This window comes from Pseudomonas fluorescens Q2-87 (assembly GCF_000281895.1).
GTDB classification, from domain to species: Bacteria; Pseudomonadota; Gammaproteobacteria; order Pseudomonadales; family Pseudomonadaceae; genus Aquipseudomonas; species Aquipseudomonas fluorescens_S.
Genome location: NZ_CM001558.1, coordinates 156,421 through 169,359, shown reverse-complemented (window position 1 = coordinate 169,359; position 12,939 = coordinate 156,421). Strand labels below are relative to the sequence as shown.

Annotated in this window: 8 protein-coding genes; all 8 read right to left on the bottom strand. The window is 64.7% G+C overall.

The window, feature by feature from the left end; translation table 11 throughout:
- Positions 1–42 precede the first annotated feature (42 nt).
- From PFLQ2_RS26620 to PFLQ2_RS26655, 8 genes are read right to left on the bottom strand one after another with little or no spacing between them, the layout of a single operon-like run.
- Positions 43–1,770: a formylglycine-generating enzyme family protein gene (locus tag PFLQ2_RS26620; RefSeq protein WP_003177242.1), complete on the bottom strand. Its 1,728-nt coding sequence runs from the start codon at positions 1,768–1,770 to the stop codon at positions 43–45.
- Positions 1,763–2,959, bottom strand: coding sequence for an FtsX-like permease family protein (locus PFLQ2_RS26625; RefSeq protein ID WP_003177241.1), 1,197 nt, complete (start codon positions 2,957–2,959; stop codon positions 1,763–1,765). Before PFLQ2_RS26625 ends, PFLQ2_RS26620 begins: the two co-directional genes overlap by 8 nt.
- Positions 2,959–3,675 carry an ABC transporter ATP-binding protein gene (locus PFLQ2_RS26630; protein ID WP_003177240.1) on the bottom strand — a complete coding sequence of 239 codons (717 nt, stop codon included), beginning with the start codon at positions 3,673–3,675 and terminating at the stop codon, positions 2,959–2,961. The genes PFLQ2_RS26625 and PFLQ2_RS26630 overlap by 1 nt, the downstream gene beginning before the upstream one ends.
- On the bottom strand, positions 3,675–6,752 hold the full coding sequence (locus PFLQ2_RS26635; protein ID WP_033045873.1) for a serine/threonine-protein kinase: 3,078 nt from the start codon (positions 6,750–6,752) through the stop codon (positions 3,675–3,677). The genes PFLQ2_RS26630 and PFLQ2_RS26635 overlap by 1 nt, the downstream gene beginning before the upstream one ends.
- Positions 6,749–7,480: a PP2C family protein-serine/threonine phosphatase gene (locus tag PFLQ2_RS26640; RefSeq protein ID WP_003177238.1), complete on the bottom strand. Its 732-nt coding sequence runs from the start codon at positions 7,478–7,480 to the stop codon at positions 6,749–6,751. Before PFLQ2_RS26640 ends, PFLQ2_RS26635 begins: the two co-directional genes overlap by 4 nt.
- Positions 7,481–8,134 carry a type VI secretion system-associated protein TagF gene (gene tagF, locus PFLQ2_RS26645; protein WP_003177237.1) on the bottom strand — a complete coding sequence of 218 codons (654 nt, stop codon included), beginning with the start codon at positions 8,132–8,134 and terminating at the stop codon, positions 7,481–7,483.
- Positions 8,131–11,631: a type VI secretion system membrane subunit TssM gene (gene tssM, locus PFLQ2_RS26650; protein ID WP_003177236.1), complete on the bottom strand. Its 3,501-nt coding sequence runs from the start codon at positions 11,629–11,631 to the stop codon at positions 8,131–8,133. The genes tagF and tssM overlap by 4 nt, the downstream gene beginning before the upstream one ends.
- Complete coding sequence (locus PFLQ2_RS26655) at positions 11,628–12,938, bottom strand: DotU family type VI secretion system protein (protein ID WP_003177235.1); 1,311 nt, start codon at positions 12,936–12,938, stop codon at positions 11,628–11,630. Before PFLQ2_RS26655 ends, tssM begins: the two co-directional genes overlap by 4 nt.
- Position 12,939 lies beyond the last annotated feature (1 nt).

Below are 12,939 nucleotides of genomic sequence, written 5' to 3'. Positions count from 1 at the left end.
ATCGCCGCCTGAGTCCCTTCCAAGCTCGCTGACAACGAAGGCTCAAGACCGCTGAGCGCTCGATGCGAGCAATTCCTTCAATATCGCCGCCGGGTCGGCTCGTTTTTGCTGACGATAATCCCCGACATGACGAACGAATAACGTTGCACGCGCCACCAGGCTCTTGCCCAGTACCGGCTTGCGCTCCAATTCTTCCTTGATGCGTTGAAACTGCGCCTGGATCACGGCATCGGTGTAGCGCGTGCCGGTCGCCAAGTTGTCGATGTAGATCGCCACTGCGCCATCCAGCGCACTGCGACCGTTATCGATGGCCGTGGCAAACAGCTGCGCACTGGCCTCGTCCTTGGCGTCCAGGGCCACCTGCCGACTGTTCTGCAGATTGGTCAGGCGAATGTTGTAGTTATTGACGGTCTCGGCCACCAGGGCCGACGACTGGATCAGGTTGCCCGCCGCTTCCTCGCGCTGCTGGGCGATGAGCGAGACGTTGCGCTTGAGCTCTTCGTTGACCAGCCCCAGTTCGGCTTGCAGCCGCGGGTCGACGCTGGCGGCGATGATGCTGTCCAGGCGTTTGGTCGGATCGTCGGCGTCATCGATGGCGTCGGTCAGGGACGCGAGACGTCCTTCTTTCTGCCATTGGGCAAACAATTCCTTGTAGCGCGACCGCGGCGCCGACAACGCCCCGACGGCGACGCGAAAGCCGGTGGTTTCGTTGCTTTGCTCGGTGCCGTCGGCGGTGAACAGCGGGTATTCGCGGCGCATGCCGGTGAACAACGTGCCCTCGCCTTCCAGGTAGTTACCGCCCTTGACCACGAAACCGCCATAGGCGCCCTGACGGCGACCGGCGTGCACCAGTTGGAACGATTCCTGGACCATTTCCGCCGCGTTGCCGACCACGTCGAACAGGCCGATGGGGTTCGGCAACTTGGTGCCGATGGGCATCAACCGCGCCGCTTGGCCGGTGCCGCCGGCGACCTGGTTGAACACCGCCCAATCGGCCAGCGGCCCGTCGCTTTCACTGCCTTCCAGACGCCGGGGAAACAGACGCCCTTCCAGATCCTGACGGCTGACGGCCTGCCCGCCGCGAGCAGCGAACTCCCATTCAACTTCGGTCGGCAAGCGCACGAAACCCAGCCCGCCATCTTCGGCGGAGGTGCCGCGACCGCTCACCGGCAGCAGGTCCTTGTGGTATTTCATCAGCCAGGCGCTGTACACCGCCGAGAAGCGCTCGGCCTCGAACTTCGACAGCTTCACCTTGGGCAGGCGCCCGGCTACGCCTTGGGGCAAATCGGCCTGCAAGGCTTCGCAGGCCGGTGCCGGTTCGCCGCTGGCCAACGATTGCGCCTGGGCCATGACTTGAGCGTACTGGCGCGCGGTGACCTCGTACTTGCCGATGAAGTACAGCATCGGCTTGAGCGGCGTCTTGGCATCGGTCTTGGGCATCAGCGGCGTGATGGTCTTGTTCCAATCCGTGGGCAGGTCCTTGAGAGTGAACTGGCCATTGATGAAGTCGCGCCGGTAGCCGGAAATGAACGATTGCTGATAGCCCGCCTCGCCTTCGCTGAACGGATAACCGAGGCTGATCTCGCGGTCATCCAGGGTGCCCTGGGCAAGGATGTAGACGTAACGGAAGACCATCTGCCCTTCGCACGGCAGCGGCAGGCTGACGTCGTCCGGCAACGGCTTGGGGTTGTCCAGCTTGTCGCTGCCTTCATCGGCCCAGGCCAGGCTGGCCAGGCTCAGCGCCACGGCGGCGCCCAATAACTTATACATCACGGATTCCTTCACACGCCTGGATGCGCGCCACTCGCCAGCCGCCACACGCCGCCGCCACGGCGCTGACGCCGAGCACGGCCATCAGGGCCAGTAGGTAGTGACGCACCAGCAAGTGACTGGCGTATTCGCCCGGCACCTGCGCAAATAAAGAGTTCAGGCCCGACTGCGCCAGGCCATACAGGCCGGCGCTCAACAGGGCCGCAAAGGTCGCGCTGTAGAGCGCCTGCAACACCACGAACAACAACAGCGCCGCCGTGGAAACCCCCAACAGGCGCAACACCGACAGCTCCCGACGCTTACGCTCGACCGCTGCCAGGGCACCGGCAAAAATCGCCGCGAACGCTCCGGCCAAGGCCAGCCCCGCGATGATCCAGAACACGATCGACAGATTGCGGCTCAGCGATTGCACTTGTGCGATGGTCTGGGCCTGGGTGGACACCAACAGGTTCTGCCCGGCGAAATACTGCCGCAGCGGCTCGACATCGCCGAGACTGCGCCCGTACAGCCGAAACGCCGGATACACCCGCTGCCCGGCCACACCCACCGCCTCTCCCGGCCAGCCGAAGGCGGGCACGGCACGACCGTCGCGGTAATCTTCCGCCGCTTCCAGCAACGCCAGCGGCGCGAACAACCCGTCCCGGGCGAAGGCTTCCAGCGGCAGTACGTGCAACACCTGAACCCGCGTGCGCTGCGCCTCGCTGCGACCGGCCACCTGCCGACCGAAACTGGCCTGCAACCAATCGCCGGCCTTGGCACCGAGTTTTTCCGCGGCGGTCTGGCTCAGCACCACTTGATCCAGGCCTTGAGGTACGGGCCGGCGTTCGAGTAAGGGATCGTTGGCTGCCGTGGGGATCATTTCCACAGTGACGGCCGCTGCGTCGCCGCTCAAATCGGCTGTCGCGGCAATCTGCCGGGTGCGCGGCAAGGCGAAGGCGACGTCGCTGCGCTGCGCCAATTGCTCGATGAATTCGGCACTGAAACGGCCACCGCCCAAGGGAATGATTTCCCGGGTGGCCGGGTCGTTCTGCAAGCGCTCGGTGAGGCTGCTGACCAGGCCGAATTTCAAGCCGAACATCACCAGCAACGGCGCCACCACCGCCACCAGCGCCAGCACCGAACAGGCCGACAGCCAGGCATCGTTGCGGTAATCCTGCCAGGCCAGGGAGGCCACCAACGCGCTGCGCATCAGCATGCCTCCCCGAGGGTGGCGGTGACGCCGCCGTCATCGTCGCGACGGCAACTGATGCGACGCACCTGCAAACCGCTGGCGCGGGCCAGCGTTTCGTCGTGGGTGGCGACGACACAACACACACCGTGTTCGCGGGCCTGGGTCACCAGCAATTGCATGACGCGCTCGGCGTTCAGCGGGTCGAGGGCGGCGGTCGGTTCATCCGCCAGCAACAGGCGTGGTCCGTGAGCCAAGGCACGGGCACAACTGACCCGCTGGCGCTGGCCAACGGACAAGTCCGCCGGTTTCTTGGCCAATTGGTCGGCGATGTCCAGTTGCCCGGCCAGGCGCGTCACGCTGCCGTCATCCTTCAACCCCAGCAGCTTGCGCGACAGCTCGATGTTGCCGCGCACATCCATGAAACCCAGCAGGCCGCCGGTCTGCAGCACATAACCCAGGTGCCGGCTGCGCAAGTCAGCCAGGGCGCCCTGCTGCGACCCACGCCAGAGTTTGGCGATGTCCAGCGGTGTATCGGTGGGGGTGAAATCGAACTGCCCGGCCTGATCGGGTGCGAGCACCAGCGCCAGCAAATCCAACAAGGTGCTCTTGCCGCAGCCGCTGGGACCGACCACGGCCAGCTGTTCGCCGACGCGCAGTTGCAGCCTTGGGATTACCAGGCTGTAGCGTTGGCTGCCGGTGCCCCGGCTTTTGTGCACTGCGCTCAGGCTCAGCATCATGGCAGCGTCGACAACGGAACGCGGTACAAGGCGTCGCCCGGCTCGGCATCGCCGAAACGCACCCAGTTGGCGAGGTCGTTGTGGAAGGTTTCGTAGAGACGGATTTTCGAATCCAGCTCGTCGATGAAGTCTTCCTGTTCGGCCACGCTCAACGACAACCACAAATCCTGGGTCATGTTCAGCGACTTGCTGCGGTACGGCAGCCCTTCCAGGTACTCGCCGAGAATCCCGCCGGAGGCCAGGTTGCCGCCCTTGCGCAAGGCCGATGGGTCGCGGCTCATGTAGGCACTGGCGCTGGCGATTTCCTGGAAGAAATCCTTGGGCGAGCTTTGGGTCTTGCGGGCCGCGTCGACAATCAGCTTCAGCGATTGCTGCAGGTCGTTGAGTTGCAGCTTCGTCAGCATCACACAGACCTGGAACGCCGGCAGCGCCGGGTTGGTCAGGTCACGGTCGGCGGTCCAGGCGCTGACCAGTTGCGGCGCCTGGCTGGCTGATTTACGCCCCAAAAAGTCCATGTGCATCGCGTAGCCCACCGCCGCCGATTTATCGGCCAGGCTTGGCGCGGCGCTCAACAGCGGTACGTTTTGCGGTTTGTTGCTACGCACCTGATGCACCAGGTCGGCGAACACCGAACCGATTTCGTCGACACGTTCGCCGAACTTGCGCACATCGGCGCCCGGCACCGGAATGTACAGGTCGCCGATCTGCGGGTTGGCGTCGGCGGTGAGGATGCGGTATTGGCTCTGGGCGCCGGCATGGGTTTTCTTGCCGGCATCGCTGAGCAAATGCAAGGCGTAGATCTTGATCTGTTTGCCCAGCGCCGCTTGGCGTACTTCCGCCTCGTTCATTTGCGTGGCGGCAAACGGATCGTTCTTGCGCAGGGCACCGGCGTCGGTGACCAGCAGGATCAAACGCCCGCCGTAACCGGACCAGTCCATGCCTTCGACGGCTTCCATAACCCCGGCAAACGCATCTTCGTTGAACGAATGGCTCGACACTGTCGACGCCTTGACCTGCCGCGCCAAATCCACGAAGCGTTGCGGATCGCGACCCTGTTCCAAAGTGATCAAGGTCTTGGCGACGTATTCCAGGCCGGGGGTTTTCTTGATGCTGCTGCGGAAACCCACCATGCCGAAACTGACACTGTCCAACTCGCCACGCTCGGCGATACGGGTTTGCAACTGGTGAACCACGTCGCGTACTTGATCGATATAGGGCTGCATCGACACCGTGGTGTCCACCACCAGCACCACGGCCGTGCGGAACGCGTCGGCGTTGGCGGTGGTGATGGGCGTGTTGCCTGCGGCGCGAGGGGCGTTGCCTGGGTCGATGGACGCCACGTTCAGCAACTGCACCGGCTGGCCGTTTTCATCCAGGCTTTCGCGGGAATCGAAGATCGGCAACAGGTAGAACTGGCTCTGCGGAACGGCGCTGGCGGCCGGTTCCAGGGCCAACACTTGCTGGTCCTCCTGGGGGCTCTGCTGGGCCTTGAGCAACACGTTCTTGGCCGCCGAGGGGTTAGCCAGGAGTTTTTCCACTTCGCCAGGCTGACGCAGGAACATCACCGGCGCACGGCCGGAACGTTCGGTGAACTTGAGCACCAGGCTTTGCTTCCAGTCGCTGACTTGGGCGGCCGGCAACCAACCGTCGCTGCGCCCGTCAGTGGCCGCGCCGACCCGCACCCACGGGCTGCCGTCGACGTCCTTGCGCTGATACACGTACAGCACGGAAAACGCCGGCAACGCCTTGCCCGGCGCAGCGCCCGGCTCGTCGGCGAGTTTCGCCCCCGGCTTGCTGAGCACGCGCTGGAACAGGGTTTTCTTGCCGGCCATCAGCAGCGGACGCTGGCCACCGTCGGCCTCGGCCGCCACGGGTGGCTTCACCGGCGGTGACACGGGAGGTTTGACGACCGGCACCTCAGGGGTTTTCGGTGGAGACACTTCGGGCGTCTTCACCGACGACGTCGAGGCAGTCGGCGGCTTGGTCTCAGGTTTAGCATTACCGGACAACCACCAATAACCTGCGCCACCCAAGGCCAGCGCCACGGCGACCGCAACGGCGGCCAAGGCGAACACCGGCCCCTTGCGTTGCTCCGAGACGGAGGATTGATGCGTCGGCTTTGCCGGTGGCGGCACGGGCTTGGGCTGCGATTGTGGTTGCGCCGGCCCGGTTGGAATGTCGATGGACACCGGTGTCAGCCCGGCCAAATCATCGCCAAGACCTTTTGGAGCGATGTGCAGCGGCCGGATCAGCGTCGCTTCCGGCGATTGCTGAGGCAGATTATCCAGTGCGCGCAACAATGCCGCCGCATCCGGGAAGCGCTCCGCCGGGTCTTTCGCCAACAGCTTGCGCAACACCTCCTGATAACGGCCGTGGTGCACCGGCAATTCCGGCAGCGGTTCGGTCAGGTGGGCCAGGGCCGTGGACAGCGCGTCGTTGCCGGTATACGGCAGTTCGCCGACGAGGATTTCGTAGAGCACCACGCCCAGGGCGTACAAGTCGGCACGGCCGTCGATGTCCTGCCCTCGGGCCTGTTCCGGGCTCATGTAGCTGGGGGTGCCGACGGCAAAACCGGCCTGGGTGAACTGGGTGCGGTCGTCCAGGGACTTGGCGATGCCGAAGTCCGAGAGCACCGCCGTACCATCGGCACGGAACAGGATGTTGGCCGGCTTGACGTCACGGTGCACCAGGCCCAGCCCGTGGGCATAACCCAGCGCCGAGGCGATCTGGCGAATATAGGTCAGGCCCTGCTCCGGTGTCAGGCCCGCCGCGATGCGTTCCTTGAGGGTGCCGTTGGGCAGGTATTCCATCGCCATGTAGTACAGCTCACCGACATTGCCGATGTCATGGATGGTGACCGTGTGCGGGTGCGACAGGCGCGCCAGGGTCTTGCCTTCGCGCAGGAAGCGCTCGCAGAACGTCGGGTCGGCAGCCAATGCCGCAGCCATGATTTTCAATGCGACCTTGCGTTCCAGCGAACGCTGGGTCGCCAGATAGACGCTGGCCATCGCGCCTTCGCCGATACCGCCCTCGATGTCGTAGCCGGGGATGACAATGTTCAAGGCGAGGCTCATGAAGGCACCTTCACGACAACCACGGTGATGTTGTCCGGCGCACCGCGCATCAGGCCCAGGGACACCAGGCTGCTGGCGATTTCGCCAGGCTCGTCGTGGCTCAGCACTTCGCGGATTTCCTCATCTTCGACGGTCTTGTTCAGCCCGTCGCTGCACAGCAGGTAGCTGTCGCCCGGCACCAGCAGCAATTCGACCAAGGCCAGGTTCAGTTGCGCTTCGACGCCAATGGCGCGGGTGACGATGTTGGCCCGTGGATGCACGCGGGCTTCGGCCTCGCTGAGCAGGCCACTGTCCTGCAGGTCCTGGACGTAGCTGTGATCCCGGGAGATACCTTCCAGCACGCCATCGCGCAGGCGATACAAGCGACTGTCGCCGGCCCACAGGCACATGCCGCGCAGGTCACGAGTGGCGAGCACTACCACGGTGCTGCCCATCATGGTCACGCCACGGTTGGCGGTTTCCTCACGCACGGCGGCGTTGACCCGCAGCAGGTCGCTTTGCAGCGCTGCGACGTATTCATCCAGCGAACGGCCGGCGGCAATACTGCGCAGGCTGTCGACGATCAGGCTGCTGACGTAGTCGCCCGCCGCGTGGCCACCCATGCCATCGGCCACGACCCAGAGGCCGTTTTCCGGCAGGTCCAGGCAGGCGTCTTCATTGACCTGGCGGACCATGCCGACGTGGCTCTTGCTTGCAGACTTGAATGCTTTTCCGGCACTTGGACGCATCTACACAACACCTTCTTGGCCGAGCAAAAATTGCGCAAAATCAGCAGCGGCCGGCAGGCCCTGGCAGCGCATCAAACCGGGCGCGATGCGCTCCGAACCCAGCCCCCACCACAGGCTCGCGCCTTCGCAGGCCGACTCGGCCAGGGCGCTCATTCGCCGTTGCGGGTCGGTGGCATCGAAACGGTGCAGGCTGGCGAAACGGCTGCTTGGGGTGCGCGGCTGAAACAGCGGGCTATCGAGGCTTTCCAGTGCGGCGCCGAAAGCTTCGAAACTGGCCTCCACATTCAAGGTGCTCAGCAACAGATCCTCCACCCGCTCGAACCACGCGTCCGCGCCGCCCACAATCGAAGCAGGATCGGCGTCGGGCTCCAGCAACACGGCGACGGTCAGCGGGAAATACCGGCCGACCCGGTCGATGCTCGGCATCACCACGCCGACGGCAGCGTCCGGCCCACAAACGCCAGGCGCGACCATGAAGCGCCACAACGGGCTGACCAGATAGGCATCCAGCCAACGTTCGCCAAGGCTGGTCTGGCTCGCGAGCAACCCCGCCGCCAGCCACGAATCCCACGGGCTGACAAAGCTCTGGGGCAAACCACGACTGACGAAATCGCCGCGGCTGGCCAACTTTCCATAGAAGCCCGGCGTACTCATAGCCGCTCCGGCAGGCTGAAGCCGCTGAGCACCCGGCTCTTGAACGGGTTGAAGGCGCTGTTGGCCCGCAGCTCATAAGAGGCGCTGGCGCCATCGACCCGCAGCCGCAGGTTGAAGCGATCCGGCGAGTTGCCGGCGGTCAGGTCCGATTGTTCCAACAGGCGGAACCAGGCCCACGGCCCATCCAGGGTGATGCCGGAGCGACCGCTGGACGACGGCGGCATGATCGAGATCCGCACCACGCCGATGCTGCCCGGGTTCGGCCATTGCATGGCGGTCGGGCGGCTCGGACCGTGGTCGTAGCTCAACTGTTGACCATCGAGGTCGAGCAGGAACTGGGTGATGGTCGAATCCATCGCCACTGGCTTGAGCTCGAAGCGCACCATCGGCTGGGTGCCACCGGCGCGGAAGAACGCATCGCGAATAGTCGCGGCGCGCTGGAAGGTTTGCAGCACGCCTGGGGCGATGCCGAGCTTCTGCGCCGCGCCCGGCTGCCAGCGCCAGGTCGGGGTCGAAGTATCGACGTAGGGTTGCAGGTATTTGCGGAAGTAGTTGTCCATCACCCCGCCAACGCCGAAGAACTGGCCAAAATCATCCAGGGTGGCGTCCCGCGCGCTGCCCGGTGACATCGGATAACGCCCGGCCAGGGACTGGCGATAGATGTTCACCACTTCGCTGGTCCAGGCGGCGTTCAGTTGGTTGCGCACCCCGCCCATCATGCTGTTGGTGGTGGAGTTGACCACCGACTTGACCAGACCCTGCACCAGCGGCGGTTGGCGTTCAGCGTTGAGGCTGACCCGGGTGGCGGCTGCGCTGGCCTGGTTCTTGGCTTCGCCGAGCAAGGCGTCGCCGCTCGCGCCGACCATGGCACTGACCTGCACGTACAAGGCGTTCATGTCGGCCAGCAAACCATCGATGGCCGCCGGCTCACCTTCATTCTTGCTGACGATGCTGTTGAGCTCAGCAAAGTGCGCAGTGATCGGGTCGTCGCTGGCCTGGGGTGCGTTTGGCGCGGCCTGTTCCTGGCCAAGCAAGCTGCCGAGGCGCTCCTTGAGCTTGTCCACACCGCCTCCCGTCGGCGCGCCTTGGGCGGCCAGCAGGCGTTCGTCCTGTTGCAGGTCAGTCTCCTTCGCCACCGCCACCAGCAATTTTTTCAACGGCGAGGTCGGCCCGGAAATCACTCGCAGCACGTCGGCGGCCTGGGCCACGCTGGTGATCGGCACGAAGTCTATATCAGCCAGCAAGGCGTCCCATTGGCGCAGATAGTCCTGAAAATACAGGCGACGTACATCGGCGGCCAGGCTGGCGACGTTCTGCTGATCGGCCTGCTCCTGACCCAACACCCATTGCTCTTCGGCCAGGGTGCCGGTCTGGCTCAAGCTGGCGAGCAAGAAGCCCTGGCGGTAGCCCTTGACGGTAAAGAACCCGCTCAAAGGTTCGCCCAGTGGCTTGCCGCTCTTGCGACTGAACACCAGCGCAGCGTCACGCCCGGCGGCTTCGTTGATGCGGAAGTCCGGTATGCCCTCAGGCAGTTTCTGCCGCTTGATGCGGTCATAGACACGCTGAGCCACAGGCAATTGCTGCAACTGCCGACGCAGGTCTTCGATCAGCCGTGGGTCCAGGCGCGCCGTCGGCGGACGCCGCTCGAACAGCGCCTGCAAGTGCCCGCTCAACGCCTGGCGCTGCTCGGCCGGCAAGTCGCGCGGCAGGCTGCGGTCCCAATCCAGGGCAATCCAGGCCTTGATGAAGTCGGCATCGTAGTGCTCGGTGTCGGCGAGCATCAGGTAGGCCTTCAAGCCTTCGTAGAGGAAGTCCGAATTGCCGCCGCTGTGCAGTTGCTCTTCGACACGCGTCAACAGGCGCGGCGCGAACACAGCGATCAGCAGCTTGCGATAGACGCTGCCGGACTCGGCTTCGAGCATGTCGCCCTGGTACAACCCCAGGCCTTCGGCCCAGTCGGGCGCGTCGTCGGCCAGGTGCTTCACGGCGTTGAGCAACGGCAGTACAGCGAGCACATCGCGCTGCGCCGGGCTGAGGTTCTGCACGGTCTGGCCCAATGGCGCGACTTTCTGGTCGACCTGGGCGATGTAGGCCTGGTTAGCGCGGTAGCTGATCCACCACAACGTCCCGACCACCAGCACTACCGCCACGGTCGAGGCCAGCACGCCGCGGGCGATCCACTTGCGCCGACGCTCGACCTTCGGATCGACGCCCACCAGCCCACGCTCGGCGAAAGCCACGGCGGTGAAGAGTTTTTCGATGAAGTAGCTGCGCCCGGTGCCGGTCTGGCGCGCCAGGTGCTGGCGGTCCAGGTTCATGCTCTGGGCCATGGACCCGATCAGGCGATCGATCGGACTGCCTTCCTGGGTGCCGCTGGTGAAGTACACGCCGCGCAGCAACACGCGCTCTTCAAAGGCGTTGGGTTTGAACACGCCCTCGAGGAAACTTTGCAGGCAATCTTTCAAGGCACCGAACTGCTGTGGGAAGCCATAGATGAGATCGCGCCGTGCTGGGTCGCGCTCTTGCTGCAAGCGCTCCACCAGACGGTCGTTGAGACGTTGCTCCAGGCCGGCGAATTCACTTTGCAGGTGCGCCAGCGGGCTGTCGTTGCTCTTGCCATCGTCCAGGGCGAAGGTCATGCCCCAGACCTGGGCGCGCTCTTCCTTGCTCAGGGTATCGAAGTACTCCATGAACCCGGGCACCAGGTCGAGCTTGGTGAGCATCAGGTAGATCGGGAAGCGCACGCCCAATTGGGTGTACAGCTCCTGGATCCGCAAGCGTATGGCGGCGGCATGGGCGGCGCGCTCGGCGTCGCTGCCCAGCAGCAGGTCCGACAGGCTGATGGCGATGAACGCGCCGTCAATCGGACGCCGGGCCCGCTGCTTTTTCAACAGGCCAAGGAAGCCCAGCCACGCGGCCTTGTCCACCGTCGCGTCGCTGTCCTGGGTGGTGTAGCGGCCGGCGGTGTCGAGCAGGACGGCCTGGTCGGTGAACCACCAATCACAATTGCGCGTGCCGCCGACGCCACGTACCGCGCCGGCACCCAGCTGCGCGGCCAACGGGAAATGCAGCCCGGAATTGACCAGCGCGGTGGTCTTGCCCGAACCCGGCGGGCCGATGATCACGTACCACGGCAGTTCGTAGAGGTTGCGGCGCTCGTCACCGCCCAGCTTGGCTTTCTTGAGCAGCGCCAGGGCTTCGTCCATGCGCTGACGCAGGGTTTCGAGCTCCTCGGCGGTGGCGACGCTGGTCGGGTCGGGCGGGGTTTGCGCGGCCAGGCTGCGCATGACTTCGGCGGCCTGGCGGCGGGCCTGGATGATGCGAAACACCCGGTAGGCGATCCACACCGCGAACACCAGGATGATCAACGCCCAGCGCCGGCCTTCGGGCACCAGCCACTCCAGCAGCGGGCCGACGAACCAGATGATCAGGCTCAGGGCGATCAGCCCCAGCAATGGAATGACCCAGCGGGTCATAAAACTGAAAAACGCCTTCACTCGACCCCCTCCGCCAATACTGTGATTTCAACCCGACGATTGCGCGCACGGCCCTCGGTCGTGGCATTGGACGCCAGCGGCTCGGTGTCGCTGCGGCCTTCGGCGCTGAAGCGCTCGGGCTGGCCAGTCTTGGCCGAGAGAATTTGCAGCACCGACTGGGCTCGCGCCTCGGACAACGCCCAGTTGGACGGGAACCTGAGGGTGGCAATCGGGCGATTGTCGCTGTGGCCGGTCACCAGGACCTGACCCTTGACCTTGCGCACCGCATCGGCGATGCGCAGCATCAGCGGCTGGAAATCGTCCTTGATGCTGGCGCTGCCCGAGGCGAACAGTTCATCGCCACGGATGGTCACCACCGAGCGGTCGACGGCATCTTCCACGGCAATCCGACCGGCCCTGATTTCATCGGCCAAAAAGCCCGCCAGGCGTGGACGTTCGATGACCTTCGGCTGCACCACGGGGCGGTCGATGGCCTGCACCGGGATTTCACCGAGGAAATGGATGTTCTTGAACACCGGTTCGGCATCGGAGGCCAGTTTCATGCGCAGGCCAAACAGCAGCGCCAGCAGCAATGCCACGCCGATGGCCACGGCGATCCACGGCGGCATGAACTGCGCCAGGCGATCGCGAGCCACGGTGACGCCGCGCCAGTGCGGCGACAGCTCACGTTCATATTCACCCCGGGCACTGCGGATCACTGCGCTGGTGCGTTCACGCAACGCTTCCAATTGGCTGCGGCCGTCGTTCATCACCCGGTAGCGTCCTTCGAAACCGAGGCACATGCACAGGTACAAAAGCTCCAGCAGATACAGGCGCTCGCGCGGGCTTTGCAGGCAATGTTCCAACAGTTGAAAGACCTTCTCGCCGCCCCAGGCTTCGTTATGCACAGTGATCAACAGGCTTTGCTTGCCCCAGTCGCTGGTGCCGCCCCAGGGCGTGCTCAATACTGCTTCATCCAGCGCAGTGCACAAGGCGTAGCGGGCCAGCAGCACCTCATTGCGTACCACACCGGCGGCCTCGGCGCGCTCTTCGAACTGGCGCAAGTACGCCAGCAGTTGCGCACGCAGGCTGGCGGGTGCCGGGTGGGCGATGGTGCTGCGCAAGCGCGTCAGCAGGGCCAGCAGCGGGCCTGCAGCATTCTCCAACGGGTTGAGGCCTTGGGCTTTACCGGTCAGTACCGGAGCGGCTGGCATCGAGAGGGGAGCCGGCGCCGGTGACGGCTGCCCACGACCAGCGTCCGGGCGGAAAGGATCCGCGCCACGGCCACCGGGCGTCGGCATGAACTGGGTACGATCGTCGTTGCTCATC

What these genes read in the sequence shown, in the direction of transcription:
- tagF (WP_003177237.1), bottom strand. Translation starts at nt 8,134, where the DNA reads ATGAGTACGCCGGGCTTCTATGGAAAGTTGGCCAGCCGCGGCGATTTC.
- PFLQ2_RS26625 (WP_003177241.1), bottom strand. Translation starts at nt 2,959, where the DNA reads ATGCGCAGCGCGTTGGTGGCCTCCCTGGCCTGGCAGGATTACCGCAAC.
- PFLQ2_RS26655 (WP_003177235.1), bottom strand. Translation starts at nt 12,938, where the DNA reads ATGAGCAACGACGATCGTACCCAGTTCATGCCGACGCCCGGTGGCCGT.
- PFLQ2_RS26620 (WP_003177242.1), bottom strand. Translation starts at nt 1,770, where the DNA reads ATGTATAAGTTATTGGGCGCCGCCGTGGCGCTGAGCCTGGCCAGCCTG.
- PFLQ2_RS26630 (WP_003177240.1), bottom strand. Translation starts at nt 3,675, where the DNA reads ATGCTGAGCCTGAGCGCAGTGCACAAAAGCCGGGGCACCGGCAGCCAA.
- PFLQ2_RS26640 (WP_003177238.1), bottom strand. Translation starts at nt 7,480, where the DNA reads ATGCGTCCAAGTGCCGGAAAAGCATTCAAGTCTGCAAGCAAGAGCCAC.
- PFLQ2_RS26635 (WP_033045873.1), bottom strand. Translation starts at nt 6,752, where the DNA reads ATGAGCCTCGCCTTGAACATTGTCATCCCCGGCTACGACATCGAGGGC.